The sequence below is a fragment of the Streptomyces sp. AV19 genome, from assembly GCF_015999245.1.
GTDB lineage: Bacteria > Actinomycetota > Actinomycetes > Streptomycetales > Streptomycetaceae > Streptomyces.
This window is the reverse complement of record NZ_JAEAMR010000003.1, coordinates 339,172-364,564: the sequence shown is the minus strand read 5'-3', so window position 1 is coordinate 364,564 and position 25,393 is coordinate 339,172. Positions and strand designations below refer to the sequence as shown.

Here is a 25,393-nt window from a genome sequence, read left to right as displayed (position 1 = left end):
GCCCCCGGAAAAACGTGTGCACAGTGCGCGCGCCGGGGCGACCGCCCCGGCGCGGCGAAACGAACTGCGGTATCAGGCTCAGGCGGCCAGGATCTCGGTGAGCTTGGCGATGCGCCGCTCGGCCTTGAGCGAGTCCTGCTTGTCGTCCGGGGCGAAGGACGTCACGTTGACGTACTTCCACGCCTGGACGCCCACGGCCACCGACAGGTTGATCGCGGCGCCGGCGTTGAGGACGACGAGGACGCTGACGGCGAGGATGGCGCACTCGCCACCGTTCGGGATGTCGGCGACGTCCTTCTTGGACATGGTGCCCAGCACCCGGCCGGCGTCGTTGATGCCGCTCTGGACCTTGCGCGGGTCACCGGAGCGGAGCTTGGCCGAAAACTTCTTGAAGAAGCCCGGGTTCTTCTTCTCGACCTGGTCCATGATCTGGGCCACGGCCTTCTCGTTCTTCTTGGTGCTGTTCTTCTCGTGCAGCTCCGAAACGAGCTTGAAGTAGGACGACTTGCCCACCTGCTCGGCAACCTTGCCCTGCGAGAAAATCACGCCGGCAAACAGGTCACGGCCGTCCTTGGCGGTGCCCACGGCGGGACCGGCCACGGCGGCCGCCGACTGGTGCGACGCGGAGCTGGCGACAGCCCCCTGAGCTGCGACCCCGGTGAGGGAAACGGCAAGGGCGGCGACAACGGCCACGGCGGCGCGCTTGGTCTTCACGTACAACTCCCCAAGTGTGTTCAGCAAGCGAATATTTGGTGGTGCACACGCCCGTTGCAACGAAGCTCGGCGATCATACGAACGCTTGACCGATGAGCCGCTGTCCATTAGCGGAGCTTTTACTTCCGACGAACAGGAACCGGCCATCGCGCAATCCACCCAACTCGCCGCAAGTGCAGTCGCATTGACGGACCGCTTTCAGGACACATCCTTGGCCGCTCCATCTGGTTGTTCTAGATTGACGCGAACAGCACATCCTGGGGGAGGAATTGCCGATGCACTCAACAGGGAGCACGGACAGAACGGACGAGTCCGAGACAAGTCCAGCCCGGATCGCCGGTCTGACCGTCGTGCCGTTCGCGGCCGGACTCGCCGTCACCGTCGTCGCCTACTTCGTCCTCCGGGACGACCTGCCGAGCCGCATGCCCACCCACTTCGGCACGGGCGGAGCGGACGGCTACAGTCCGCCCGGACAGGCCATGGCCGGAAACCTGGTGCTCTACGCGGTCGAAACGGTGCTGTTCCTTGTCAAGTCCCTGACCGACGAGGAACAGCGCAGCACGCGTCCGACCCTGATCGCGGCCTGGGCGGTCTCCGTGGCCACCACCTACTTCATGTGGAGCATGCTCATGGCGGCCGCCGACGCGGGTGACGGCGGCGACGTCTCCGTCCCCGCCTACCAGTACGTCGTCGCCCTGGCGGCCGGCGGTGCCGTGGCCCTCGGCGGCTGGCTCCGCTCCCGGAAGGCGGACAGGGCATGAGCACCGTCACATCCGTCTGGCAGCGCTCGCAGTTCTGCGGGTGGCTGCTGGCCGTCGGCGTCGTCCTGGCCCTCGCGCTGCCGGTGTTCGCGGCCGTCGACGCGGAGTACCGGGCCGTCTGCCTGTACGCGCTGCTCGCTCCGGCGGCGTTCCTCGCCTGCGGGGCGGTCCGGGTGACCGTCGCGCCCCAGGGGGTGACCGTCGCCTCCGTCCTCCTGCCGTTCCTGCGCCGCCGCTTCCCCTATCACCGGCTCCAGCACGCCTCGGCACGCTGGACCCGGCCGACCGAGATCGGCGGCTGGGGCTACCGGTGGCAGCCGGGGATGCGTGCCGTGTCCCTGCGCGAAGGGGACGCGCTGTGGCTGGAGTTCAAGAGCGGTTCGCAGTTCGTGGTGACGGTCGACGACGCCGGCACCGCCGCCGAACTCGTCCTCCACTACCTGCGAACCCGCGCCCGGGACCACTGATGCTGGTCACCATCGACCACGCGTCGCGGGTGCCGCTGGCGGAGCAGATCGCGGCGTGCGTACGGCGGCAGCTGGCGGACGGCTCGCTCCGTCCGGGCGAGCGGTTGCCCGCAGCGCGGGCGCTGGCTCGCACGCTGGACGTGAACGTGCACACGGTGCTGCGCGCGTACCAGCTCCTCCAGGCGGAGCGGCTGCTCGAACTCCGGCCCGGGCGGGGGGCGGTGGTCAGCGCGGACGCGCCGGCGTCGCGGGCGCTGGCGGTGGAGGCGTGCCGGCGCTTCGTGCGGCTGGCGCGGCGGGAGGGGTTGAGTGAGGGGGAGGCGGTGGCGATGGTGAGGGAGGAGTTCGGGCGGGAGCGGGGGTAGGGGGTGGGGTTTGTTTGTCCCCGACCCGCCCTTTCACCGTTTCTCCCGGGGCTCCGCCCCCTCGGCCCGGCACCACGCTCCGCGGGGTGGGGCGGGGGCTCCGCCCCTGCACCCCTTTGCGGGGCTCCGCCCCTGGCCCCCGCGTCCGGAGGCTCCGCTCCCCGGGCCTCCTTCAGGGCTCCGCCCCGGTCCCCGCAACCGGCTCCACGCGGTTGTCCTCAAGCGCCGGACGGGCTGGATTCGGGATCCCGCCCCGGACCCCGCAATGCGGCTGCGCCGCGTTCGTCCTCAAGCTCCGGACAGACGCATTCGGGGCTCCGCCCCGGACCCCGCATCGCGGCTCCGCCGCTCGTCCTCGGACGCCGGACGGGCGGAATCCGTGCCCGGGCACGCACTCCAGCCTGTCCGGCGTCTGAGGACAACCGCGCGAAGCGCGGTTCCAGGGGCCCAGGGTCGAAGCCCCCGGCCAACGCGGCCGAAGCCGCGTTACGGCCCCGGGGCTCCGCCCCGGAAGAGACGGTGAAGGGCGAGGTCGGGGAAAGCTCAGATCACGGCGCCAGGCAGCTCACGACGGGAAGCCCGGTCGGATCGAGCAGCCCCGCCGGGTCGAGAAGCGCGGCCGGGTCGACGAGCTCGGTGACAGCTGCCGGAGTTTCGGCAACGCAGGCGACGATGCCGACCGGATCCGGCACCGCACTCGCCGGCGACACCGCGAACCCGAAGAACGCCAGCACCCCAAGACAGACGACGACAAGACGACGCATGAACACCCCCACGGTTACGCACAGTTGCGTTGCCGCAGAGCTTCCCCCGGGTGGACAACCCCAAGCCCTTTGTCACCCATACGGGTAAGCGCGCGAACCACCTCCGCGCCGCCTCCAGCCCCTCCTCGTTCACGTCCGGACTCCACAGCCCGGTCACGTCCCCCCTCGCGATCCGCCCCGCGAAGTACACCGCCTGCCCCGCCCACCGGTAATCCAGCAGCGGCCCCAGCGCCCGCTCCACCTCCTCCCGCGCGAGCGCGCCCTCCACCACGTACGCGTCGAGCAACTGCCGCATGCGCGCCGGGCCTTCGTACATCACCAGCGCCGCCAGGTCGTACGCCCTCGGCCACACACCGGCCCCGCCCCAGTCGATCACCCCGCAGCGGCCCGTCGCCGGGTCCAGCCGGAACGCGTCCGTGGACGGGTCGCCGTGCACCGGCCCCCAGGTCGGCGTCGCCGGATCGAGCCCCCGGAGGCGCTCCGCGACCGCGTCCGCCATCGGCGCAGCCAGGGCCGTACGCCGAGGTGCTCCTCGGGCAGGTACAGCCAGCCCGGCTCGGCAGTCCCGAGTGCGAGGTGCGCGCGGGCCAACGTCCGCCCGATGACGGCCTGTTCCATCGGCTCCTCGCCCTCCACCCAGCGCAGGAGCGCGAACGTCCGGTCCCCCAGCGGGACCGTCCACCGCCCGTCCGGCGTGGGCTCCGGCGCGCCGGCGGGTATCCCGGCGGTCGTGCCCTCTGTGATGGCGAAAGCGGAGGAATACGAGAGACCCAGATGAGAGGGACGGAGCATGGCGCCATGCCCGTGCGGCCGTTGATCTTTGATTGCGGGCGTTTTGGTCGTGACACCCCGGCCGCCACGCCGCCGCGAACGACCAAATCGCCCGCTATTCGCTCCGACGGCTGCACCATCCAGCGGGACGTGATCACTTGGTCCGTTCCAGCCCGTCCGCGAGGCCGAGTCCGTACACGAACGTCCCACCGCATGTGCGGGCACAGCCTTGCCGGCCCAGCGGGCGGTCCCGGAACGGACCGACCAGGTCAGTGAGTTCCTCCCTCGCCCAAGGCGGTCACCTCGACGGTGTCGACGCTCCAGTGGCGATTGGGCAGTTCGGGAGCCCCGGCCGTATCGGGATGAGGCCCGTTCCCATGACGGTGGCCGTCGGGCCGCTCTCCGGCGGGCCGGGGACCTCGCGCCACAGCGCCGCGTAGGCGGTGAAGCGGCGTACGCCGCAGTGAGGGCAGGTGACAACGCCGGCCGCGACCGTCCACGCGGCGGCGTGCACACAGGTCTGCATGGTCAGTGCATCCAGCGCTGGTGGCGGCCCATGGCGACGATCCAGCCCTGCGCGGCGGTGCGGTTCCCTGCGCGGGTGGCGGCGTGGAAGGCGTCCTTGATGCGGCGGCATTCGGCGCAGGGGGCGGGGACGGGGGGTGGGAGCTGGGGATTCTCTGGGTGCGCGGGCATAGGGATACCCCTTCGGGTTGGCGATCACTGGGAGTGGCAACAGGATTGCCGACCGCGAGTACGCTCCGGAAGCGCTTGATGTCCCAGCCGGGACATGGGAATTCGGGGAGCCGCCCATGCCGCGCAAGCCACGCGAACTCACGCCCGATCGGTCCGCCCGCCATCTGTTCGGAGCGGAACTCCGGCGGCACCGTGTGCGGGCCGGGATGTCCCTGGAGGAGCTGGCCGAGATCGTCAACTACAGTCGAAGTCACCTGTCGCGCATCGAGATTGCCGAGCACATGCCGCCTCCCGACCTACCGGCCCGGTTGGACGCCGCGTTCGGAACGGACCGGTTGTTCGAGCGACTGTACGGGCTTGCTCGAAACGAGGCCCATCCGGACAAGTACCGGCGGCAAGTGGAACTGGAGGCCCGAGCAAGGGTCATCGCAGAGTACGCGGGGCACTTCGTCCCAGGGCTTGTCCAGACGGAGAACTACGCTCGGACGCTCTTTCGCATCTCCAAGCCCCATGCGACCGATGCCGAAATCGAGGAACTGGTATCGCTCCGTCTCGGCCGCCAGGCTCTCCTGCGAGGAGAACCTCGACCGCACCTCTCGCTCATCATCGACGAGGCAGTGATCCGGCGCCCCATTGGCAGCCACCAGATCTGGCGGACACAACTATCCGCGCTGACCTCGCTCGTGGACACCCCGGCCAGCATTGTGCAGGTTCTTCCGTTCGCCCATGGGGGACACGCCTTGATGGGCGGCGCCTTGTCACTGTTCACCTTGGACGACGGCACCACTGTTGCCTACGAGGAGAGCATCACGACAGGTGAGCTGCTCGAAGACCCGGTGAGGGTGCACCGACACCAGCGTGCCTACGATCTCTGCCGGGCCTACGCGTTGTCGCCCAGCGACACCGCTGCCTTCATCAGTACCGTCATGGAGGAGCTCCCCTCGTGATACCCACCCAGGGATGGATCAAGTCCAGCCACAGCAATGGCGATGGCGGGCTGTGCCTCGAATGGGCCCCGGCCAGAGCCGCATCAGGCTCCGTCCCCATAAGGGACAGTAAACGCCCGAGCGGCCTAGCCCTCCTCTTCCCCCCGCCCTCCTGGCGGAACTTCGTCGCCGCCCTCGGCACCGGCCGGTTGTAACGCGCGGGCGCCGTCGTGGCGGCGGCCACGGTGGGCGGTTTGCATGGCGGGTACTTGGCCGCCCACCCCCGTATCGTCGTTGTACGGGCCGGAAAAACCGGCAGCTACAGGAGGAAGGGCGGACCGTCCGCTGTCACACACCGCGATACGGACGGGTGGCGCATGCCCGGAGGCCGGGCAACAGCCCAGAGGGGTAAGCCGCAGCAGCTCTCCCGGCGTGTCGTGGCTCCACCCCTACTCTTCGTCCGGCTGGGCCCCCTCAACTCGCCACAGCAGCACCGGAATTCCCACCGGCCACGCAGCAGACGGGCCGGACCCCTCCCTCCGCAGCCGGCGTCTTTTCGGTGCGCGCAACGACGACACGGGGGTGGACGGCCAAGCACCCGCCATGTAAACCGCCCACCTGCCCCGCCCCACCCCCAGGCCCCAGCCGAAAAGCCCCCGGCCCCGAACCCGGCCCGCCGAGCCCCCGGCCCACCCTGCTTCAGAACCCTTCCTCAGAGCCCTGCCTCAGAATCCTGCCTCCCGCACCCACTCCGCGAGCACCTTCGCGCAGCCGTCCACCGACTCCTGCCACGTCTGCCCCGCCCCGGCCCCCGCCTCGTCGCTCACGTGCTTGATCAGGCGGATCGGCACCTCGTGCGTGCGGGCGACGGACACGAGCGCGTACCCCTCCATGTCCACCAGCTGCGCATGCTCCGCCAGCCGCGCCCGGGCCGCCTCGTCCGCGACGAACAGGTCGCCCGTGGCCAGCGTCGGGCCCGCCGCGTCGTTCACCGTCAGCGCGTCACCGTACGTACGGCCCGTGAGGGCCTTGAGCACAGGCGTGTCGATGTCGTGCTGGATGACCTGCGCGATCTCATGCGTCCCCATCCAGCCGGAGGACAGCGCGCCTGCCGTGCCCAGGTTGATGATCTCGGACGGGCGGTCGCCCCGCGCCAGGACCGTCGCCAGCGACGCCGCCGCGTTGATCTTGCCGATGCCGGTGAGGAGCACGGGGACGTCCGTGTCGAGGTGGGCGGCCTCCTCCTGGACGGCCAGGACGAGCAGGGGGCGGTCGGGGGTGATCGTTCCGGTGAGACGCATGCCGTCCATCATCGCAGGGCCCGCGAGATCAGCCCCCGAGCGGCTTGATCTCGGAGGCCGGCGGGGCGGTGATCTTCACGGGTACGCCGAAGTCCTTGAGGACCACGATGTTGTGACCGCTGAGTCCCTTGATGCCCATCCACTGTTCGAGGCGGACGACGCGACCGGCCTTGTTGATCCACAGGTCGCAGTCGATCTTCTCCATGTTCCTGGACCGCATGTTGTTGTAGAGGGTCGGGTCGATCTTGCGGACCTTGTCCTGGGTGAGGGTGCCCGAGAGGCGGTATGCGGGCTCGCCGCCCTGCTGCTCGACTCCCTTGCGGGCGGACGGGCCGAGGTCGAGCATCATGCGGGTGTACTTGGCGAAGTCCTGGGTCGCCCCCTGGCCGCTGCCCGCCGGCATCTTCGCCCAGCCGCCGTCGGTGCTGAACTTGCCGAGCTTCCCGCGACCGTACGTGGCGTCGGGCGTGCCGATCATCTCCATGTCGATGGCCTGGTCGGCCGGTACGTCCGAGGCCGTTCGCATGCGCATCCTCACGGACGTCGGGACGTTGATGTCGGCCCGGCCGGTCATCGTCATGGCGAGCCGGTTGCCGACGTAGGTCTCGGCGTTCATTTGCGCGGAGTACGGCGCCGGGTCGGCCTTCTTCGCGGCCGCCTCGACGTCGAACCCGCCGGCCGGGGAGGACGGCGAACCCTTCACGGCCTCCGCCACCTTCTCCGTCTTCGCGGAGCCGCACCCGCCGAGGGTGATGACAACGACGGCAGCGGCTGCCGCGACGGCGCCGGCACGTCGTATGCGCATGCGCATGGGGCTTCTTCTCCTCGGGATCAGGCGGGGGGACGCGCAATCTTCACCCAAGGTGCGTGTACGGCACAAAGTGATTTGTTGTCACGTGAATCCCTCAGTTCAGGAAGCTGTTGATCAACTCCAGCCACTCCCCCGGCCGCTCCGCGAACGGCAGATGCCCGCTCTCCAGCTCGGCCCACTCCGCGCCCGGGATGCCGTCCGCGAGTTCCCGGTGGAGGTGGGGCGTGACGAGGGTGTCGTATGCCGTCGAGATCACCAGCGTGGGCACCCGGATCCCGGCCAGGTCCGCCGTCACGTCGACCCGTTCGCACAGCTCCACGTGGTCGTCCGTCCCCGGCGGAACCGTCGCGGCCGCTTCCTTCAGCGCGGCGTCGAGCGCGTCCTGGGGGACGGCGTCCAGGGCGGGCGCGCCGATGCCGATCAGCGAGACGTACGCGGCCAGCTTCTCGTGGCCGTCGTCCTCGGCCAGCAGCGCGCGCCACAGCCGGGCCGCGAGGCGGAAGCGCGGGTTGGGGCGGGCGAAGCCGGCGGTGAGGACGAGGGCGGTGACGCGTTCGGGGTGCCGGGCCGCGACGCGTACGGCGACGGCCGAGCCCAGGGAGTAGCCGCTGACGGCGAAGGTCTCGACGCCCTCCTCGACGGCGGCGGCGACGAGGCCGTCGGCCAGGCCGTCCAGGGTGAGGGGAGCGGCGGAGCGCGGGGTGCGTCCCGCGCCGGGGTAGTCGGGTCCGACGACGGTGCGGTGGGCGGCCAGGCCGTCCAGGATCGGGCCGTAGTTGGCGTCGATGCCGCCGCCCGCGCCGTGGGCGAGCAGCAGGCCGGGGCCGGATCCGGAGCCGGCGCCACGGACGATGCGTTCGAATCGTGCGTTCATGACGTGGACCGTAAAGCCTGACACCGATGTCAGAGTCAACCCGCGCCCCGCGCCCGCACCGCGTCCCGCGCCACCGCCGTCAGCCACGCCTCCGCGTCGGCCATCAGCAGGACGTCGGCGGCCGGGGTGCGGCCGGGCGGGCGGTCGGCGAGGCGGAGGGGGCCGGAGGCGCGGGCGGGGTTGGGGTCGGAGGCCGGACCGGGCGACCCGGGGCCGGACAGCGCCCGCGCGGCGCGGACGCACTCCCCCGCCACCCGCTCGGCCAGCGCGGTCAGTTCGGCGGTGGCCTCCGGCGCGGGCGGGGCGTGGTCGCCGCTCCGGTGGCGGCCCAGGAGCAGGGCGCCGCCGGTGACGACGTCGTACCCGGCGAGCATGTACGTACCCCAGGACGGGTCGGTGGAGCGGTGCTGCCGGGCGGCCCGTTCGCCGGTGTACTCCAGGTGGGTCGCCTGGGCGAGGAGCATGGCGCGGCGGGCCGGGAGCAGCACGTCGGACCCGTCGTCGCGGACGACGTGGCACAGCCGCTCGGCCACGGCCCGGCATCCGGTGGCGGCGCGGACGAGGAACTCGCCGACGTCGTCGCGGAGTTGGCCGTACGCGCCGCGCGGCCAGGCGAGCAGTCCGGCGGCCGCGCCGATGAGGCCGCCGACGATGATGTCGACGAAGCGGAACGCGGGCAGGTCCCAGCCGGGGTAGGAGACCTGTCCGAAGAGGACCATGAAGGCGAGGGTCATGACCGCCTGCGACCACATCGGCCCGGCGACGGTGCCGAAGCTGAAGCCGAGCAGGAAGACGAAGGGCGTCAACACCGCGTAGACGGGCGGGCGTTCCCCGACCGCCTCCAGCATGCCGACGGAGACCAGGGCGCCGAGGGCGGTCCCGGCGAAGGCGGGCAGCAGGGCGGCGCGGGTGTCGGCGGCGGAGGTGCGCATCAGGCTGAGCGTGGCGAGCAGCACCCAGAAGCCGTGGGGCAGGCTCAGCTCGCCCGCGACGACGCGCGCGCAGGCCAGGGCGACGGCGATGCGCAGGGCGTTGCGCAGGAGGACGGAGCGCGGGGTGAGGTGGACGGACAGCCGGCGCCACCACCAGACGGCGGAGGGGACGGTGGCGTAGGCGAACGGCCCGGTGGGGCGGCGCCGCCGGGGGTCGAGGCGGTCGCCGAGCGCGATGCGGGCGGACTGCCGGGCTACGAGCACCCCTTCGGCGACGGCGCGGACGGTGGCGTCCTGGCGCAGTTGCTCGGGGGACGGCGCGTCACCGAGGCGGCGCGCCCGCTCCTCGTCGAACGCGACCGTGCCGTCGGCGAGTTCGTCCGCGGGGCCGGTGCGGGCCGGGGAGCCGGAGCGCAGGGCCTCGGTGGTGCGGCGGAGGGCCGCGGCGGAGAGCTGGAGCAGGTGGGCGGCGCGGGGGTCGGGTTCGTGGGCGTCGACGGCGACGCCGTCGAGCCGGGTGCGGAGGTGGCCGAGGGCCGCCCGGGTGTGGTTGAGGCCGCGGTCGCGCAGGGAGACGGAGGCGGGGCGGGAGTCGGGCGGGACGCGGGAGAGGAGGGTGGCCTCCAGGGCCCGGTCGGTCCGCAGCGCGGCCTCGCGGACGGCGGGCGGATCGCCGTCGCCCGCTCCGTCGAGCAAGCGGGCGGCGGCCGCGCAGTAACCGGCCACGGCGTCCGTCGCGTCGGCGAGGAAGGTGCGGTACGGGACGGGGAGCGGGTCGCGCCACAGCAGCAGGTCCACGGCGATGGTGAGCAGGAAGCCGATGGTGAGGCCCGCCAGCCGGTCGCCCAGCTGGCCGGGGACGTACGGCGGGAAGCACGGCAGCACGTAGTACAGCTGGAGGGCCGCGGCCACGGCGGTCGGGCGGGGGCCGCCGGCGCCGAGGAAGGAGACCACGAAGCCGACGGCGAACAGACCGAGCGCGGCGGCCCAGTCGTGGGCGGCGAGCAGCGTGCCCGCGGTGACGGCGAGCAGGCCGGCGGGGAGGGTGAGGAGCAGGGTGCGGGCCCGGAGCAGGGGCGGGCCGGGCAGCTTGCAGAAGAGGACCAGGGGCAGGGCGCCGAAGACGGCGAACATCGCCATGGCCTGCTCGTGCAGGACGTAGTTCAGGACGTAGAAGCCGGGGCAGCCGGCCAGGACCACCCATACGGCACGGCGCACCGCCTGCGGCCCGTCGGGCTGCCGCAGCAGCCACTCGACGGGCCGGATCACGGGGTGCCGGCGGGGCGGTGACGGCTCACATCGTCACCCTAGGCGACTCCTTCACCACCGCAACCGGAGCGGATCGCCTCCCCGGACTGATCGTTTCTTCTCAGCGCGCTCCGAAGACCTGCGTCCAGCGCGGGCCGCCCGGGGCGTGGTTGACGCCGACGCCGATCTCCTTGAAGGAGCAGTTGAGGATGTTGGCCTTGTGGCCGGGGCTCTTCATCCAGCCGTCCATCACGGAGGCGGCGGACTGCTGCCCGTAGGCGATGTTCTCGCCGTACGTCGTCCACCGGTACCCGGCGGCGGTGACGCGGTCGCCCGGGCCCTTGCTGTCCGGGTTGGTGTGGTCGAAGAAGCCGCGGGCCGCCATGTCGTCGGAGTGCGCCTGGGCCGCCTGGTCGAGCTGCGCGTTGCCGGTGAGCGGCGAGCAACCGGCCTTGGCGCGCTCGGCGTTGACGAGGTCGGTGACCTGCTGTGCCGGCGAGCCGCCGCCGGCGGGCCGGGGCGTCGCCTTCGCGGTGGTGGGCCGGGGACGGTCGGGGGACGGGGCGGGCCGGGCCGCGGAGCGGGTGGGGCGGGGGCGCGCGGAGGTGGCCTTGGCGGAGGGGGTGGGGGTGGCCTTGGGCTTGGGCTTGTCCTTCGCGCCCTTCTTCTCCTCGGGAGAGGCGGAGGGGCTGCTCGCACTGGGCGACGCGGACAGGGTCGCCGTGCGGTCGCCCAGCGGCATCACCCGGCCGGCGTCGCTCGCGGCCTGCGTGCGGGGCTCGGTCACGGCGGGGCCGTCGCCGCCGAAGAGGTCCGAGCCGCCGATGACGGCCGCGCCGGCCACGACGGCGAGGACGGCGGCGCCGGCGGCGACCCGCTTGCCCTTGGCGTTGCTCCTGGCGGCGCGGCGGCGGCCGGCCGCCCGGTGACCGGCTCGCACGGGTGCGGGTGCGGGTGCGGGTGCGGATGTGGATGCGGATGCCGGGGCGGCGGCGGCCACGGACTCCGTGTGCAGCACCGTCGAACCGCCCCACCAGCCGAGCAGCGCGCCGGTGACCGGGACGAGGCCGAGGCCGACGAGAAGGCCCTCGGCGGGGACGAGCGCCGACCCGGCGGCGGCGCAGGCCGCGCAGGTGCGCGCGTGGCGGGCGACGCGCTTGCGCCACAGGGCGGAGGGGACGCCGTCCCAGGGGGCGACGAGGGCGGCGAGTTCGGGGCAGCGCGGGGAGGCGGCGAGGGCGCGGACGACGCCGCGGGCGGTGTCGAGCCGCTCCTTGATGCGCTGGACGCGGACGGCGGTGTGCTGCGGGGTGAGGCCGAGCGCGGCCGCGACCTCGGCGCGGCTCAGCTCGCCGGCGGCCTCCAGCCACCACAGCGAGAGGACCTCGCGCTCCCCGTCGTCGAGCCAGCGGGTCGCCTCGGCGACCTCCCGGCGCTGGCCCTCCAGGCCGAGCCGGACGATGGTGACGGCCACGAAGTCGGACGACGGGTCGGGCACCTCGGCCGGCTGGTCGCCGGGGGTCTCGGGGCGCTTCCCGCGCCAGTGCGTGCGTATCTGGTTGGTGGTGATGGCGACCAGCCAGGAGCGGAAGCCGGCGGGGTCGCGGAGGTCGCCCAGGCCGTTGACGACGCGGAGCATCGTCTCCTGGACGACGTCGTCCACGTCCGCGTGGCCGCCCAGGGCCCGGCCGACGATGTTGTAGACGAGCGGCAGGCAGGCGGCGACGAGTTCGTCCTGCGCCGCCGTGTCCCCGGCCCGCGCCGCCTCGATCCTGGCGGCGTCGATCTCGGTCCTCACGCCTTACGCACCTCTTTCCGTTGGATGCCGACGATGGTGGTCGACGTCTTGGAGACGTCGGGGCGCGGGGGTGGATAACAGAAACTTGCCGGTTTCTTTCGGCGGGGGCCGGGGTGGGGCCGGGCGGCTGTGTGGTGTGCCCCTCCCCGCCCTTTCACCGTTTCTCCCGGGGCTCCGCCCCTCGGCCCGGCACCGCGCTCCGCGCGGTGAGCGGGGGCTCCCCCCTTGCGGGGCTGCGCCCCCGCACCCCGCTTCGGGGCTCCGCCCCGGACCCCGCATCGCGGCTCCGCCGCTCGTCCTCAGACGCCGGACGGGCTGGAGTGCGCGCCCGGGCACGATTTCAGCCCGTCCGGCGTTTGAGGACAACCGCGCGGAGCGCGGTTGCGGGGGTGCAGGGGGCGGAGCCCCCGCCCACCGCGCGGAGGCCCCGCACCGCGGGTTCGAAGGGGCGCGGCCCCTGCGGAAACGGTGAAAGTGGGGGTACCCCCCTCTGGGGGAGGGACCGGGGCAACCCCCCGGGCAAACCCCTTACGGAACCCGACCATCCGGAACGTAAGCTCAGACCCATGCCCTGGCTGAGCGCGCTCAAAGACACCGCCCGCTCCGGGCTGACCGTCGAGCGGGCCACCCTCGAACCCCTCGTCACCCTCCGGGCCGCCACCGGCATCGCCCTCGTCATGGCGCTGATGCTCGGCTTCGGCACCCCCGCCCTCGCCGTCTCCTCCGCCTTCGGCGCGTTCGCCGCCGGGCTGGCGACGTTCCAGCGGAGCTGGCGGCCGCGCCCGGTGCTGGCCCTCGGCGTGGCCGTGGGCCTGGCCGTCAGCACCTTCCTCGGCTACCTCGCCGCGTACAGCCACGTCGTCTTCGTCCTCCTCCTGGCCGTCTGGACGCTGCTGGCGGGCATGGCCTGGGCCGTCGGCCCGGTCTCCGGCCTGGTGGCCACGCAGACCGTGGCGGTCATGCTGGTCACCGTCACCCTGCCGACCTCCGTCGCCGGCGCGGCCGAGCACGCCGCGCTGATCGCCTTCGGCGGCGTCGTGCAGGCGCTGCTGATCGTCCTGTTCCCGATCAGACCCTGGGGCCGGCAGCGGGACGCGCTCGCCGACGCGCTGGCCGCCGAGGCCGACTACGCGCGCCGGCTGCGCCACGACCCCACCGCCCGCTTCGACCCGCAGCCGCTGATGGAGGCCCGCAGCGCCGCCGAGCTCACGCCGCGTCAGGCCCGCAACCGCCCCCGCCAGCTCGGCGGGCCGCGCGGGCTGGCCGAGCGGCTGCGGCCGGTGCTGGCGGCGCTGGCCGACCCGGTGGTCGGGGCGCCCGCCGAGGGGCCGGAGCGCGACCGGGCCCGCGACCTGCTGGGGGCGGCGGCGAGCGTGCTGGACTCCGTCGCCCGCTCGATCCGCTGGGGCCGTCCCGTCCGGCTGTCGCCCGAGGCGCTGGCCGTGCTCCAGGTGCCCGAGGAGGGGCCGGTGCTCTCCGGAGCGGCGCGCCGCTCCGCGTACCGGCTGATCGCGCTGCTGGGCGACGTGGTCGACCAGAGCGACAAGCCGGTGCGGACGGCCCGCCGGGCCGGCGAGCACCGCCACCTGCTGCGGCCCAGCGTCCCCCGGCTCGTCCCGGTCGCCCTGCGGGCGGTCCGGCGCGAGGCGAGGTGGTCGTCCCCGGTCGGCCGGCACGCCGTGCGCGTCGCGGTCGTGGCGTCCGTCGGGTACGTGCTGGGCGCCGCGCTGCCGCTGGGCCACGGCTACTGGGCGCCCATGGCCTCGGTGATGATCATGCGCCCGGACTTCGGGCAGACGTACTCGCGCGGGGTCGCCCGGTTCGTCGGCACGCTCATCGGCGTGCTCCTGGGCGCCGGCCTCGCCGCGCTGCTGCACCCGGACCCGTACATCTGCGCGGCACTGGCGGTGGTCTGCGTCGGCCTGCTGTACCTGCTCATGGGCACCGGCTACATCGTGGCCTCCGCGTGCATCGGCGCGTACGTCGTCTTCCTGCTGGGGATCGTCGGCGAGGGCTGGTCGCAGACCGTGCAGGCCAGGGTGGCGCTGACGCTGCTGGGCGGGCTGCTGGCGATGGCCGCGTACGCGGTGTTCCCGATCTGGGAGACCGCGCGGCTGCGCGACCGGCTCGCCGACTGGCTGGACGCCAACGGCGCGTACTGCCTCGCCGTCCTCGACGCGTACGCCCGCCCCGCCGACCACCGCACGCGCCGGCTGCGCGACGCCCTGCTCGACTCCCGCGCGGCGCGGGCCGCCTGGGAGGAGACGGCGGAGCGCGCCCTCAAGGAGCCCGTGCGCCACCGGGGCATCTCCCGTACCGCCGAGCGCGCGGCGGACGCGGCGCTGGCCACGATGGGCCGGGTGACGATGCTGATGGAGGCGCACGTTCCGGACCGGGACGCCCCGCCCTCCCCGCACGCCGGGACGTTCGCCGCCGCCCTGCGCGAGGCCCTGCCGGACGCGGTGGCCGCGGTGCGGGAGCGGCGGGCCCTGGCCTGGCCGGGCCCGCGCGCGGCGGTCGACGGCTGGTACGCGGCCGAGGGCGACCGCGGCGTGGCGGTGCGCGGCGCGGAGCTGCTGGTGGACGCGCTCGACGAGCTGGCGGAGGCGCTGTCGCCGGGGCCGGGCGGACGCAACCGGGCGGCGCGCCGGACCTGATCCGGCGTCAGCCGGTGAACAGCGGCCCAGGTGCCGGCCTGATCGGCGGTCAGCCGGCGAACAGCCGGTCCAGGTGCCGGTCCACCAGTTCCATCGCCTCCTTGGGCGTGATCACGTCCAGCAGGACGGAGCTGGTCAGCCCGTCCGTGAGCGCGATCAGCAGCATCGCCTCGGTGCCGGGGTCGAGCCCGGGCGCCGCGTCGCCGTTCCCGGCGGCCTGCCGGAACTGGTCGGCGAAGAAGGCGCGCAGCGCCGTCTGCCCCTCCTGCGCGTGGCGGCGCAGCCGCTCGTCGGCCAGGGCGCGGATGAAGTAGGCGATGCCGACCAGGAGTCCGGTGCGGGTCTCGTCGTCCAGCGGCAGCATTCCGGCGGCGCACTCGCGCAGGACCGTGCGCGGGGTGGGACTGTCGGTCAGCTCGGTGATGCGGCGGCGGATGCGCTGCTCACCGAGGCTGCTGATGTACTCCAGGGCGAAGACGAACATCTCGTCCTTGCCGGCGAAGTAGTGCTGCAGCTGGCCGAGCGAGATGCCGGCCTCGGCGGCCACGTCCCGCAGGCTCGCGCCCTCCAGGCCGCGGGTGCTGGCGATGCGCCACAGCGCCTCGGCGATCAGGCGGCGTCTCTCCTCGTGGTCCACGCGCTTGGGCATCGCGGCCGCCACCTCCCCGTCTTCCAAGGTTTTCCAAGTCGAGCGTATTGCCATACCCTACCTCCGGAGCAGAACCCAATACGATCGACTTGAAAAGAACCGGGGGGTACCCACGCGATGACCGGCACCCAGATCCGACTGCGGCCACCGCGCCACCGCGTCGATCCCCGCGCCCGCCGCTGGTGGGCCGTCCAGGCGCTGCTCACCGTCACCGGCCCGCTGCTGCTCACGGCGGCGGCCCTGCTGGTGCCGTCCGCGCTGTTCTTCCCCGGCGCCCTGCCCTGGCTCGCCCCGCTGACCCTGGCCGTCCTGGTCGCGCCCGCGCTCTTCTACCAACTGGCCATGCCCGCCTGGCGCTTCCGCGTCCACGCCTGGGAGGTCGGCGCGTCCGCCGTCTACACCGCGAGCGGCTGGTTCCTCCAGCGGCGCCGCATCGCGCCGCTGTCGCGGGTGCAGACCGTGGACACGGAGATCGGCCCGCTCCAGCGGCGGTACGGACTCGCCACCGTCACCGTCACCACGGCCTCCACGGCCGGCGCCGTGAAGATCGCCGGGCTCGCGGAGGAGGACGCGCGGGCCATGGCCGAGCGCGTCGCCGAGGCCGCCCGCTTCGTACGGGAGGACGCCGCATGAACGAGCCCCGGCACGCGGCCGGTTGGCGCCGCCTCGACGCCCGCACCCCGCTCGCCCACTGCGCCTGGCTCGGCGCGCCGCTCGGCTCGCTCGCCCTCACCGCGCTCGCCACCGGCGGACGCCTGGACGCCCGGGCCTGGATCACGCTCGCGATCATCACCACCGTCTTCGCGGTCATCACCGGCGCGGGGACGCTCACTTGGCGCCTCACCCGCTACCGCGTCACCGCCGACGCGATCGAGCTGCGCACGGGCCTGTTCACCCGGCGGGTCCGCGCCGTCCCCCTGCACCGCGTCCGCAACGTCGACCTCACCGCCAACCCCGTCCAGCGCCTCCTGGGCCTGGTCGTCCTGCGCGCCGGCACCGGCGGGCACAGCGGCGAGCTGAAACTGGAGGCCCTCGGCCGGCCCGGCGCCGAACGGCTGCGCCGCGAACTCCTCGCCCGCGCGGGCTCCGTGGACGCCGCCGAGCCCGTCCTCTCCACCGCCGACCCGCGCTGGCTGCGCTACGCGCCGCTCACCTTCTGGGTGTTCGGTGGCGTCCTGGTGAGCGCGGGGGCGGTGTGGCGGGCGCTCGACGGGATGGGGATCGAACCGTGGCGCCTGGGGCTCGTGCGCCGGGCCTTCGACGCGTTCGGCAGGAGCGCGCTGTGGCTGACGATCCCCGTGGGACTGCTGATCGTCACCCTGCTCGGCGTGACCGGCGCGGTCGCCCTCTACGCGGAGAACTGGTGGCGGTACCGCCTGGAATGGACCGACGACGCGACCCTGCGCGTCCGGCGCGGCCTCCTCACGACCCGCTCGGTATCGATCGAACGGGCCCGGCTGCGCGGCGTCGTCCTGCGCGAGCCGCTGCTGCTGCGGTACGGCGGCGGCGCGACGGTACGGGCCGTCACGAGCGGCCTCGGCAACCGCGAGGAGAACCTCAGGCGCAGCGTGCTCCTGCCCCCGGCCCCCCGGTCGGAGGCGGTGCGGGTGTGCACGGGCGTGCTGGGCGAGGCCGTGGACGTGGCCGGGCTGCGGGCCCACCCGGCGGTGGCACGCCGTCGTCGCGTCGTGCGGCTGGTGGTGTGGGGCGTCGTGCCGGTGACGGTGGCGCTGGGCGTCCTCGGGGTGCTGCTGACACCGGTGTTGCTGTGGTGTGCGGCGGGGTGGCTGCTGGTCTCCGTGCCGGTGGCGTACGCGCTGGCCGGCGCGGCGTACCGGGCGCTCGGGCACGCGGTGCGGGGGCGCTGGCTGGTGGTGCGCTCGGGAGCGCTGAGCGGCGAGACGGCCGTCCTCGATCGGGCGTCGGTGCTGGCGTGGACGTTCACGGACACGCCGTTCTCGCGACGGGCGGGGCTGGTGACGGCGACGGCGGCGGTCGCGGCGGGCGAGGAGGGGTACCACGTGCGGGATGTGGGGGCGGGGGATGCGGTGGGGGTCGCGGGGGCGGTGTCGGGGGAGTGGGTGCGGGAGTTCGTTGTCGGTGAGGGGTGAGGGTGGGGGTTGAGGGTGCCCCTGGCCCTCCCCCAGAGGGGGCACCCTCCCCCCCACCCGCCTACCGGTGGCTGGGGAACCCCAGATCCACTCCCCCGTCCTCCGGATCCGGCCACCGCGTGGTCACCACCTTGCCCCGCGTGTAGAAGTGAACGCCGTCGTTCCCGTAAATGTGGTGGTCGCCGAAGAGAGAGTCCTTCCAGCCACCGAACGAGTGGTACCCCACCGGCACCGGAATCGGCACGTTCACCCCCACCATCCCCGCCTGCACCTCCAGTTGGAAGCGGCGCGCCGCGCCCCCGTCGCGCGTGAAGACGGCCGTCCCGTTCCCCCAGGGCGACGCGTTGATGAGGGCCACGCCCTCCTCGTACGTCCCGGCGCGCAGCACGCACAGCACCGGCCCGAAGATCTCGTCGCGGTAGGCGTCCGCGTCCACGGGGACCTTGTCCAGCAGGGACAGACCGATCCAGTGCCCGTTCTCGTGGCCCTCGACCGTGAAGCCGGTCCCGTCGAGGACGACCTCCGCCCCCTGCGCCGCCGCGCCCGCCACGTACGAGGCGACCTTGTCGCGATGGGCCGCCGTGATCAGCGGGCCCATCTCGGACGCCGGATCGTCGCCCGGCCCGATCTTGACCTTCTCGGCCCGGTCCCGGATCCTCGCGACGAGCTCGTCGCCCGTGTCGCCGACCGCGACGACCGCCGACACGGCCATGCACCGCTCGCCCGCGGACCCGTACGCCGCCGACACCGCCGCGTCCGCCGCCGCGTCCAGGTCCGCGTCGGGCAGGACGAGCATGTGGTTCTTGGCGCCGCCGAGCGCCTGGACGCGCTTGCCGTGCGCCGAGGCGGTGGCGTGGATGTACCGGGCGACGGGCGTCGAGCCCACGAAGGAGACGGCCGCGACGTCCGGGTGCTCCAACAGCCGGTCCACGGCCGCCTTGTCGCCGTGGACGACGTTGAAGACGCCGTCCGGAAGCCCCGCCTCCGCGGCGAGTTCCGCGAGGAGCACCGCGGCGGAGGGGTCCTTCTCGCTGGGCTTGAGGACGAACGTGTTGCCGCACGCGATGGCCAGCGGGAACATCCACAGCGGCACCATCGCGGGGAAGTTGAACGGCGTGATGCCCGCCACGACGCCGAGCGGCTGCCGGATCGCGGCCACGTCCACCCGGTTGGAGACCTGGGTGGACAGCTCGCCCTTGAGCTTCTCCGTGATGCCGCAGGCGAGTTCGTGCTCGGCGGTGATCAGACGGGCGATCTGTTCGCGGTTCGCGTCCAGCAGGGCACGGTACGCGAACAGAATGCCCGTCCGCTTGGCCAGCGAGGACGTGCCCCAGGCCGCGTGGGCGTCCTTGGCGGCGGCCACCGCCGCGTCCACCTCCTCGACGGAGGCGAGGGCGACCTGCTTCTCCTGGACGCCGGTGGCGGGGTCGGTCACCGGGCCGTGGTTCCCGGAGACGCCTTCGACGGGCTTGCCGCCTATCCAGTGGTTGATGGTCTTCATGGTGCGTGCGGGGCCTTTCTCGGTGGAGCGATCGGAAGGTCAGAGGTGGTGGCGGCGGGCGGCGACCTCCCGCTCGTAGGCGGCGCGCGCCCGCACCGCCGCCGGGCGGGTGGCGGTCTCGGCCACCGGAACGTCCCACCAGGCCTGGGCGCCGGGCGCCCCCTGCGCCGAAGCGGCGGTGTCGGTCTCGACATACACGCAGGTGGGCCGGTCGGAGGCGCGCGCCTCGGCCAGGGCCGCGCGCAGTTCGCCGACCGTGCGGGCGCGCAGGACGGTCATCCCGAGCGAGGCGGCGTTGGCCGCGAGGTCGACCGGGAGCGGGGCGCCGGTGTACGTCCCGTCCTCCTCCCGGAAGCGGTAGGCGGTGCCGAAGCGTTCGCCGCCCGTCTCGGCCGACAGCCCACCGATGGAGGCGTAGCCGTGGTTCTGCACGAGCACCACGTTGATGTTGACGCCCTCCTGGACGGCGGTGACGAGCTCGGTGGGCATCATCAGGTACGTGCCGTCGCCGACCAGCGCCCACACCGGGCGGTCCGGCGCCGCCAGGCGCACGCCGATGGCGGCCGGGATCTCGTAGCCCATGCAGGAGTAGCCGTACTCCAGGTGGTACTGGCGCCGGGAGCGGGCCCGCCACAGCTTGTGCAGGTCGCCGGGGAGCGAACCGGCCGCGTTGATGACGACGTCCTCGTCGCCGACGACCGCGTCGAGCGCGCCGAGCACCTGGGTCTGGGACGGCGGTACGGAGTCGTCGCCGGCCGCGAAGGCCGCGTCCACCAGCGCCTCCCAACGGGCCTTGCCCGCGCGGTACTCGGCCTCGTACTCCGCGCCCACCCGGTGCCCGGCGAGGGCGGCGGTCAGCGCCTCCAGGCCCGCGCGGGCGTCGGCGACCAGCGGCAGGGCGCCCAGCTTGTGGCCGTCGAAGGAGGCGATGTTGAGGTTGAGGAAGCGGACCCCGGGCGCGGCGAAGAGCGTGGTGGAGGCGGTGGTGAAGTCGCTGTAGCGGGTGCCGACGCCGATGACGAGGTCGGCCGTGCGCGCCAGGTCGTCGGCGACGGCGGTGCCGGTGTGGCCGATGCCGCCGACGTCCGCCGGGTGGTCGTGGCGCAGCGAGCCCTTGCCCGCCTGGGTGGAGGCGACGGGGATGCCGGTGGCGTCGACGAGGGCGCGCAGCGCCTCCTCGGCCTCGCTGTGGTGGACGCCGCCGCCCGCGACGATCAGGGGGCGCCCGGCGGCGCGCACGGCCCGTACGGCCTCGGCGAGCGCGTCGGCGTCGGGGGAGGGGCGGCGCACGTGCCAGACGCGGTCGGCGAAGAACTCCTCCGGCCAGTCGTACGCCTCGGCCTGCACGTCCTGGGGCAGGGCGAGGGTGACGGCGCCGGTCTCGACCGGGTCGGCGAGGACACGCATCGCCTGGAGGGCGGCGGGGATCAGGGCCTCGGGGCGGGTGATCCGGTCGAAGTACCGGGAGACGGGGCGCAGGCAGTCGTTGACGGACACGTCCCCGGCGTACGGGACTTCGAGCTGTTGCAGGACGGGGTCGGCGGGGCGGGTGGCGAAGACGTCGCCGGGCAGCAGCAGCACCGGCAGCCGGTTGATGGTGGCGAGGGCGGCGCCGGTGACCAGGTTGGTGGCGCCCGGGCCGATGGAGGTGGTCACCGCCTGGGCGGCGAGCCGGTCGTTCTGCCGCGCGTAGCCGACGGCGGCGTGCACCATGGCCTGCTCGTTGCGGCCCTGGAGGTAGGGCATCGCGCCGGGGCCCGACTCCAGCAGGGCCTGCCCGATGCCGGCGACGTTGCCGTGCCCGAAGATGCCCCAGCAGGCGCCGACCAGCCGGCGGCGCCGCCCGTCGCGTTCGGTGTACTGGTGGGCGAGGAACTCGACCAGGGCCTGGGCGACGGTCAGGCGGCGGGTCGGGGAAGCGGTCATCGGGCTGCTCCTGCGGGGGCGGTGTAGAGGGGAAGACGGGGATCGACGCGCTGGTCCGGCCAGGTGGAGCGGATCCATCCGTGGTCGGGGTGGTCGCAGATCAGCCACTCGCGGGCCTCGCCGGGGCCGGCCATGACGTTGAGGTAGTACATGTCGTGGCCGGGGGCGGCGATGGACGGGCCGTGCCAGCCGTCGGGGATGAGCACCGCGTCGCCGCCGCGGACCTCGGCGAGGACGTCCGTGCCGCGTCCGTGGCCGGAGGGGGTGACGCGCTGGTATCCGAGGCCCGGCCGTCCGGCGGCCTCGGCGATCTCGAAGTAGTAGATCTCCTCCAGTTCGCTCTCCTCGCCGGGGCGGCACTCGTCGTGCTTGTGCGGCGGGTAGGAGGACCAGTTGCCGCCGGGGGTGAGTACCTCGACGGCGATGAGCCTGTCGCACTCGAACGACCCGGCCGCCGCGAAGTTGTTGACCTGGCGGGAGCAGGACCCGGCGCCGCGCAGCTCGACGGGGACGGCGGAGGCGGGCCCGTAGCGGGCGGGCAGGCGGCGCCGGCACCGGGCGCCGGTGAGGGCGAAGCGTCCGCCGCCGGTGCTGGAGACGCGGACCTCCTCGTCGCGCGGTACGTAGGCGAAGTCGGTGACCGCGTCGAACACGCCCTTGCGCCCGGCCAGTTCGAAGCGTTCACCGTTCGCGGTGGTGACCGTGCAGCCGCCGGACAGCGGCAGCACGATCCATTCGCTGTCACCGGTGGAGAAGGAGTGGCCGCCGCCGGGCGGCAGTTCGAGGACGCGGAGGGAGGAGTGCCCCCAGCCGGCCTTCTCCGGCGTGATGTCCAGGGCGTAGGGGCCGTCGCCGGCCTGCCCGGCCCTGAGGTGGAACCCGCGGAAGTTCATGGTGTCCGGTCTCCCTCGCTTCACAGCACTCTCTTCACAACGCTCGCTTCACAGCAGTCCGACGGCGGTGTCCACGGCCTTCGCCACGTCCCCGTCGCCGGGGTAGAGCAGCGAGCGGCCGACGACCAGCCCCTGCACGGTCGGCAGGTGCAGGGCCTTGCGCCACTTCTCGTACGTCTTGTCCTGGTCCCGGGAGACTTCCCCGCCGAGCAGCACGGTCGGCAGCGTGGACGTCTCGCAGACGCGCGCCATGTCGTCCGGGTCCTCGGTGACCGGCAGCTTGAGCCAGGTGTAGGCGGAGGTGCCGCCGAGGCCGGAGGCGATGGCCACGGAGGTGGTCACGGCCTCGGCGCCCAGGTCGTTGCGGACCCGGCCGTCGACGCGCCGGGAGAGGAAGGGCTCGACGAAGACGGGCAGCCGCAGATCGGCCATGGCGTCGACCGCGCGGGCGGCGGACTCCAGGGTCTCCACCGAGCCGGGGTCGGCGTAGTCGATGCGCAGCAGGAGTTTGCCGGCGTCGAAGCGGAGCCGGGCGAGGTCCTGCGGGCGGTGGCCGGTGAAGCGGTCGTCCATCTCGAAGGAGGCCCCGGCGATGCCGCCGCGGTTGAGCGACCCCATGACGACCTTGTTCTCGAGGGCGCCGAGCAGCAGCAGGTCCTCGAGGATATCGGCGGTGGCCAGCACGCCGTCCACGCCGGGGCGGGACAGCGCCAGGCACAGCCGCTCCAGCAGGTCGGCGCGGTTGGCCATGGCGAGTGCGCGGTCGCCGACCGAGAGCGCGCCGCGGGCCGGGTGGTCGGCGGCGACGATCATCAGCCGGCCGCTGTCGCCGAGGAGGGGGCGGCGGGTGCGGCGGGCGGCGGCCTCCGCGACGGCTTCGGGGTGCCGGGCCCGCAGCGCCGGGATGTCGGAGATCCGAGTGGTCAAGGGGTGACTCACCTTCTCGAAGCGCGTGGGGCTTCGCAGTGCGTGGGGCTCGAAGTGCGGGGTGTCAGGGGCGGGCGCCGGCCCGCCGCGCGAGGAACGCCTCGACCTCGGCGGCCGTGGGCATGGCGGAGGAGCAGGCCAGGCGGGAGGCGACGATGGCGCCGGCGGCGTTGGCGTACCGCATCACCGTCTCCAGGTCCCAGCCGGCCAGCAGGCCGTGGCACAGCGATCCGCCGAAGGCGTCGCCGGCGCCCAGGCCGTTGACGACCTCGACGGGCGTGGGCGGCACCTCGGCGACGCGGCCGTCGCGGTGCACGGCGAGGACGCCCTTGGGGCCCTGCTTGATGACGGCCAGCTCGACGCCCATGTCCAGCAGGGCCCGGGCGCAGTCCTCCGGGTCGCGCAGGCCGGTGGCGACCTCGGCCTCGTCGACGTTGCCGACGGCGACGGTGGCGTGGGCGAGCGCGGCCTCGTAGTACGGCCGGGCCTTGGCCATGGCGTGGGGGCCGGTGGCGCCGCCGTCGCCGGAGGCGCCGCCCTCGCCGCCCCAGAACATGGGCCGCCAGTCCAGGTCGAAGACGGTGGTGCCGGACTTGCCGCGGGCCTCCAGGGCGGCCAGGGTCGCGGCCCGGCTGGGCTCCTCGCACAGGCCCGTGCCGGTCATCCAGAAGACCCGGGCGGCCCGGACGGCCTCCTGGTCCAGCTCCTCGGGGCGGATGACCAGGTCGGGGGCCTTGGGCCGGCGGTAGAAGTACAGCGGGAAGTCGTCCGGCGGAAAGATCTCGCAGAAGGTGACGGGCGTCGGGTACCGCTCGACGGGGGTCACCCAGCGGTCGTCCACGCCGAAGTCGCGCAGCGCCTGGTGGATGTAGTCGCCGAAGGGGTCCCGGCCGGTGCGGCTGATGACGGCGGTGCGGCGGCCGAGCCGCGCGGCGGCGACGGCCACGTTGGTGGCCGAGCCGCCCAGGAACTTCCCGAAGGTCTCCACCCGGGCCAGCGGGACGCCGGTCTGCAGTGGATAGATGTCCACTCCGATGCGGCCCATGGTGATCAGGTCGTACGGATCGGTCATGTGCGCCCTTTCGGTTCGGGCCGGTGCGGCCCGTTGGCTCTGCCCACAGGTCTAACCGGGCGGATCAAGCCCTGTCAACACTTTGTCCTTACATATTGACGTGATGCTGCGCGGATGCTGGTCGAACCCTTGTGTGGCCTCGCGGTTGCAAAGTCCTTAAGTCCGTATGTCAGGACGAAGTCTTGACACTCACTTGACCGCCATGGAGGCTGTGCCCCGCAACCCATCAGCGCCTCCCGGTCACCGCCGACCGGCGAGAGGAGAGCCGCAGCATGTCCGCATCCAGCGCCGCTTCGCCCGTATTGGACCGCATCCGCGTCGGTTCGGCCCCCGACTCCTGGGGGGTGTGGTTCCCCGACGACGAGCAGCAGGTTCCCTGGCAGCGCTTCCTCGACGAGGTCTCCGAGGCCGGCTACGCGTGGATCGAACTCGGCCCGTACGGCTACCTGCCCACCGACCCCGCCGTCCTCCGCGACGAGACCGCCCGCCGCGACCTCAAGGTCTCCGCGGGCACCATCTTCACCTCGATGCACCACGGCCCCGCCGCCTGGGACCGGACCTGGGCCCACGTCACCGAAGTCGCCACCCTCACCCGGGACATGGGCGCCAAGCACCTCGTCGTCATCCCCTCCTTCTGGCGGGATGACAAGACCGCCGAGCTCATCGAACCCAGCGAGCTCACCCACGAGCAGTGGAAGCACCTCACCACCGGCACCGAACTCCTCGCCCACCGCGTCCGCGAGGAGTTCGGGCTCGACATCGTCGTCCACCCGCACGCCGACACCCACATCGACACCGAGGAACACGTCGAGCGCTTCCTCGACTCCACCGACGCCGACCTCGTCAACCTCTGCCTGGACACCGGGCACTACGCCTACTGCGGCGGCGACAGCGTCAAGCTCATCAAGACCTACGGCGAACGCATCGGCTACCTCCACCTCAAGCAGGTGGACCCCGCGATCCTCGCCGACGTCGCCGACAAGGGCACCCCCTTCGGCCCCGCCGTCCGCCAGGGCGTCATGTGCGAACCCCCGCTCGGCGTCCCCGCCCTGCCGCCCGTCCTCGAAGCCGCCCAGGCCCTCGGCGTCGACCTCTTCGCCATCGTCGAGCAGGACATGTACCCCTGCCCGCCCGACCAGCCCCTGCCCATCGCCCGGCGCACCCGGCGCTTCCTGCGCTCCTGCGGCGCCTGACCACCCCTCACCGATCCCTCAGACCAAGGAGCCGGG

At 73.3% G+C, this 25,393-nt stretch carries 24 protein-coding genes and 1 pseudogene; 9 read left to right on the top strand and 16 right to left on the bottom strand.

All coding sequences use genetic code 11. The features are described from left to right. Positions 1-78: 78 nt before the first annotated feature. On the bottom strand, positions 79-714 hold the full coding sequence (locus I5Q34_RS01700) for a sporulation delaying protein family toxin (protein ID WP_199890261.1): 636 nt from the start codon (positions 712-714) through the stop codon (positions 79-81). Between the two features lie 275 nt (positions 715-989). On the opposite strand from I5Q34_RS01700, the gene I5Q34_RS01695 reads away from it, so the two are divergent. The 3 genes from I5Q34_RS01695 to I5Q34_RS01685 are packed head-to-tail and all read left to right on the top strand — an operon-like array spanning position 990 to position 2,307. Continuing rightward, positions 990-1,475 carry a DUF1648 domain-containing protein gene (locus tag I5Q34_RS01695; protein ID WP_199890260.1) on the top strand — a complete coding sequence of 162 codons (486 nt, stop codon included), beginning with the start codon at positions 990-992 and terminating at the stop codon, positions 1,473-1,475. Beyond that, on the top strand, positions 1,472-1,942 hold the full coding sequence (locus tag I5Q34_RS01690; protein WP_199890259.1) for a hypothetical protein: 471 nt from the start codon (positions 1,472-1,474) through the stop codon (positions 1,940-1,942). Before I5Q34_RS01695 ends, I5Q34_RS01690 begins: the two co-directional genes overlap by 4 nt. Continuing rightward, the gene (locus tag I5Q34_RS01685) at positions 1,942-2,307 is read left to right on the top strand and encodes a GntR family transcriptional regulator (protein ID WP_199890258.1); all 366 of its coding nucleotides are present in this window, start codon (positions 1,942-1,944) and stop codon (positions 2,305-2,307) included. The genes I5Q34_RS01690 and I5Q34_RS01685 overlap by 1 nt, the downstream gene beginning before the upstream one ends. A gap of 548 nt (positions 2,308-2,855) precedes the next feature. Here the strand turns inward: I5Q34_RS01685 and I5Q34_RS01680 are convergent. The 4 genes and pseudogenes from I5Q34_RS01680 to I5Q34_RS01670 form a co-directional block, all read right to left on the bottom strand. Continuing rightward, positions 2,856-3,071 (bottom strand): hypothetical protein, encoded by a 216-nt coding sequence (locus I5Q34_RS01680; protein ID WP_199890257.1) that lies wholly within the window; start codon positions 3,069-3,071, stop codon positions 2,856-2,858. A gap of 331 nt (positions 3,072-3,402) precedes the next feature. Further along, a pseudogene (locus tag I5Q34_RS01675) lies at positions 3,403-3,753 on the bottom strand (phosphotransferase); the annotation flags it as partial. Positions 3,754-4,140: 387 nt separating this feature from the next. Then, positions 4,141-4,368 (bottom strand): DUF6255 family natural product biosynthesis protein, encoded by a 228-nt coding sequence (locus I5Q34_RS35950; protein ID WP_374192954.1) that lies wholly within the window; start codon positions 4,366-4,368, stop codon positions 4,141-4,143. 2 nt (positions 4,369-4,370) lie between these two features. Then, entirely contained in the window at positions 4,371-4,538 is a 168-nt protein-coding gene (locus I5Q34_RS01670; protein WP_199890256.1) for a hypothetical protein, read from the bottom strand. 116 nt (positions 4,539-4,654) lie between these two features. On the opposite strand from I5Q34_RS01670, the gene I5Q34_RS01665 reads away from it, so the two are divergent. Next, the gene (locus I5Q34_RS01665) at positions 4,655-5,485 is read left to right on the top strand and encodes a helix-turn-helix transcriptional regulator (protein WP_199890255.1); all 831 of its coding nucleotides are present in this window, start codon (positions 4,655-4,657) and stop codon (positions 5,483-5,485) included. Beyond that, entirely contained in the window at positions 5,482-5,679 is a 198-nt protein-coding gene (locus I5Q34_RS01660; RefSeq protein ID WP_199890254.1) for a DUF397 domain-containing protein, read from the top strand. Before I5Q34_RS01665 ends, I5Q34_RS01660 begins: the two co-directional genes overlap by 4 nt. 510 nt (positions 5,680-6,189) lie before the next feature. Here I5Q34_RS01660 and I5Q34_RS01655 read toward each other — a convergent pair. The 5 genes from I5Q34_RS01655 to I5Q34_RS35425 all read right to left on the bottom strand — a co-directional run bounded on the left by I5Q34_RS01655 (position 6,190) and on the right by I5Q34_RS35425 (position 12,428). Continuing rightward, the gene (locus tag I5Q34_RS01655) at positions 6,190-6,765 is read right to left on the bottom strand and encodes a nucleosidase (protein ID WP_234428233.1); all 576 of its coding nucleotides are present in this window, start codon (positions 6,763-6,765) and stop codon (positions 6,190-6,192) included. A 28-nt stretch (positions 6,766-6,793) separates the two neighbouring features. Next, positions 6,794-7,570, bottom strand: a complete 777-nt coding sequence (locus I5Q34_RS34290; protein WP_234428232.1) for a hypothetical protein — start codon at positions 7,568-7,570, stop codon at positions 6,794-6,796. A gap of 100 nt (positions 7,571-7,670) precedes the next feature. Beyond that, the gene (locus I5Q34_RS01645; RefSeq protein WP_199890252.1) at positions 7,671-8,450 is read right to left on the bottom strand and encodes an alpha/beta fold hydrolase; all 780 of its coding nucleotides are present in this window, start codon (positions 8,448-8,450) and stop codon (positions 7,671-7,673) included. A 35-nt stretch (positions 8,451-8,485) separates the two neighbouring features. Then, positions 8,486-10,651: an FUSC family protein gene (locus I5Q34_RS01640; protein ID WP_199890251.1), complete on the bottom strand. Its 2,166-nt coding sequence runs from the start codon at positions 10,649-10,651 to the stop codon at positions 8,486-8,488. Positions 10,652-10,751: 100 nt separating this feature from the next. Further along, positions 10,752-12,428, bottom strand: a complete 1,677-nt coding sequence (locus I5Q34_RS35425; RefSeq protein WP_199890250.1) for a sigma-70 family RNA polymerase sigma factor — start codon at positions 12,426-12,428, stop codon at positions 10,752-10,754. Positions 12,429-12,994: 566 nt separating this feature from the next. Between I5Q34_RS35425 and I5Q34_RS01630 the strand changes: the two genes are divergently transcribed. Continuing rightward, the gene (locus I5Q34_RS01630) at positions 12,995-15,085 is read left to right on the top strand and encodes an FUSC family protein (RefSeq protein ID WP_199890249.1); all 2,091 of its coding nucleotides are present in this window, start codon (positions 12,995-12,997) and stop codon (positions 15,083-15,085) included. A 49-nt stretch (positions 15,086-15,134) separates the two neighbouring features. Here the strand turns inward: I5Q34_RS01630 and I5Q34_RS01625 are convergent, their stop codons facing one another. After that, complete coding sequence (locus I5Q34_RS01625; RefSeq protein ID WP_199890248.1) at positions 15,135-15,734, bottom strand: TetR/AcrR family transcriptional regulator; 600 nt, start codon at positions 15,732-15,734, stop codon at positions 15,135-15,137. 117 nt (positions 15,735-15,851) lie between these two features. Here I5Q34_RS01625 and I5Q34_RS01620 point away from each other — a divergent pair, with 117 nt between their 5' ends. After that, complete coding sequence (locus I5Q34_RS01620; protein WP_199890247.1) at positions 15,852-16,367, top strand: PH domain-containing protein; 516 nt, start codon at positions 15,852-15,854, stop codon at positions 16,365-16,367. Next, positions 16,364-17,845, top strand: a complete 1,482-nt coding sequence (locus I5Q34_RS01615; protein ID WP_199890246.1) for a PH domain-containing protein — start codon at positions 16,364-16,366, stop codon at positions 17,843-17,845. Before I5Q34_RS01620 ends, I5Q34_RS01615 begins: the two co-directional genes overlap by 4 nt. Before the next feature lie 61 nt (positions 17,846-17,906). Here I5Q34_RS01615 and mmsA read toward each other — a convergent pair whose 3' ends face one another. From mmsA to iolC, 5 genes are all read right to left on the bottom strand, one after another. Beyond that, entirely contained in the window at positions 17,907-19,346 is a 1,440-nt protein-coding gene (gene mmsA, locus I5Q34_RS01610) for a CoA-acylating methylmalonate-semialdehyde dehydrogenase (protein ID WP_199890245.1), read from the bottom strand. 39 nt (positions 19,347-19,385) lie between these two features. Then, positions 19,386-21,272 carry a 3D-(3,5/4)-trihydroxycyclohexane-1,2-dione acylhydrolase (decyclizing) gene (gene iolD, locus I5Q34_RS01605; protein WP_199890244.1) on the bottom strand — a complete coding sequence of 629 codons (1,887 nt, stop codon included), beginning with the start codon at positions 21,270-21,272 and terminating at the stop codon, positions 19,386-19,388. Continuing rightward, positions 21,269-22,165 carry a 5-deoxy-glucuronate isomerase gene (gene iolB / locus I5Q34_RS01600; RefSeq protein WP_199890243.1) on the bottom strand — a complete coding sequence of 299 codons (897 nt, stop codon included), beginning with the start codon at positions 22,163-22,165 and terminating at the stop codon, positions 21,269-21,271. Before iolB ends, iolD begins: the two co-directional genes overlap by 4 nt. 48 nt (positions 22,166-22,213) lie before the next feature. Next, on the bottom strand, positions 22,214-23,092 hold the full coding sequence (locus I5Q34_RS01595; protein ID WP_199890242.1) for a deoxyribose-phosphate aldolase: 879 nt from the start codon (positions 23,090-23,092) through the stop codon (positions 22,214-22,216). A gap of 64 nt (positions 23,093-23,156) precedes the next feature. Next, a complete protein-coding gene (gene iolC, locus I5Q34_RS01590) occupies positions 23,157-24,164 on the bottom strand; it encodes a 5-dehydro-2-deoxygluconokinase (RefSeq protein WP_199890241.1) in 1,008 nt (335 codons plus the stop codon). 272 nt (positions 24,165-24,436) lie between these two features. Here iolC and I5Q34_RS01585 point away from each other — a divergent pair, with 272 nt between their 5' ends. Then, positions 24,437-25,357: a sugar phosphate isomerase/epimerase gene (locus I5Q34_RS01585; protein ID WP_199890240.1), complete on the top strand. Its 921-nt coding sequence runs from the start codon at positions 24,437-24,439 to the stop codon at positions 25,355-25,357. Positions 25,358-25,393: the final 36 nt, after the last annotated feature.

Bases quoted from the DNA above. Each gene is read 5' to 3' on its own strand.
- iolD (WP_199890244.1), bottom strand. From the start codon at position 21,272: ATGACCGCTTCCCCGACCCGCCGCCTGACCGTCGCCCAGGCCCTGGTC.
- iolC (WP_199890241.1), bottom strand. From the start codon at position 24,164: ATGACCGATCCGTACGACCTGATCACCATGGGCCGCATCGGAGTGGAC.
- mmsA (WP_199890245.1), bottom strand. From the start codon at position 19,346: ATGAAGACCATCAACCACTGGATAGGCGGCAAGCCCGTCGAAGGCGTC.
- I5Q34_RS01680 (WP_199890257.1), bottom strand. From the start codon at position 3,071: ATGCGTCGTCTTGTCGTCGTCTGTCTTGGGGTGCTGGCGTTCTTCGGG.
- I5Q34_RS01620 (WP_199890247.1), top strand. From the start codon at position 15,852: ATGACCGGCACCCAGATCCGACTGCGGCCACCGCGCCACCGCGTCGAT.
- I5Q34_RS01690 (WP_199890259.1), top strand. From the start codon at position 1,472: ATGAGCACCGTCACATCCGTCTGGCAGCGCTCGCAGTTCTGCGGGTGG.
- I5Q34_RS01630 (WP_199890249.1), top strand. From the start codon at position 12,995: ATGCCCTGGCTGAGCGCGCTCAAAGACACCGCCCGCTCCGGGCTGACC.
- I5Q34_RS01655 (WP_234428233.1), bottom strand. From the start codon at position 6,765: ATGCGTCTCACCGGAACGATCACCCCCGACCGCCCCCTGCTCGTCCTG.
- I5Q34_RS01645 (WP_199890252.1), bottom strand. From the start codon at position 8,450: ATGAACGCACGATTCGAACGCATCGTCCGTGGCGCCGGCTCCGGATCC.
- I5Q34_RS01670 (WP_199890256.1), bottom strand. From the start codon at position 4,538: ATGCCCGCGCACCCAGAGAATCCCCAGCTCCCACCCCCCGTCCCCGCC.
- I5Q34_RS01585 (WP_199890240.1), top strand. From the start codon at position 24,437: ATGTCCGCATCCAGCGCCGCTTCGCCCGTATTGGACCGCATCCGCGTC.
- iolB (WP_199890243.1), bottom strand. From the start codon at position 22,165: ATGAACTTCCGCGGGTTCCACCTCAGGGCCGGGCAGGCCGGCGACGGC.
- I5Q34_RS01665 (WP_199890255.1), top strand. From the start codon at position 4,655: ATGCCGCGCAAGCCACGCGAACTCACGCCCGATCGGTCCGCCCGCCAT.
- I5Q34_RS34290 (WP_234428232.1), bottom strand. From the start codon at position 7,570: ATGCGCATACGACGTGCCGGCGCCGTCGCGGCAGCCGCTGCCGTCGTT.
- I5Q34_RS01615 (WP_199890246.1), top strand. From the start codon at position 16,364: ATGAACGAGCCCCGGCACGCGGCCGGTTGGCGCCGCCTCGACGCCCGC.
- I5Q34_RS01685 (WP_199890258.1), top strand. From the start codon at position 1,942: ATGCTGGTCACCATCGACCACGCGTCGCGGGTGCCGCTGGCGGAGCAG.
- I5Q34_RS01625 (WP_199890248.1), bottom strand. From the start codon at position 15,734: ATGCCCAAGCGCGTGGACCACGAGGAGAGACGCCGCCTGATCGCCGAG.
- I5Q34_RS35950 (WP_374192954.1), bottom strand. From the start codon at position 4,368: ATGCAGACCTGTGTGCACGCCGCCGCGTGGACGGTCGCGGCCGGCGTT.
- I5Q34_RS01695 (WP_199890260.1), top strand. From the start codon at position 990: ATGCACTCAACAGGGAGCACGGACAGAACGGACGAGTCCGAGACAAGT.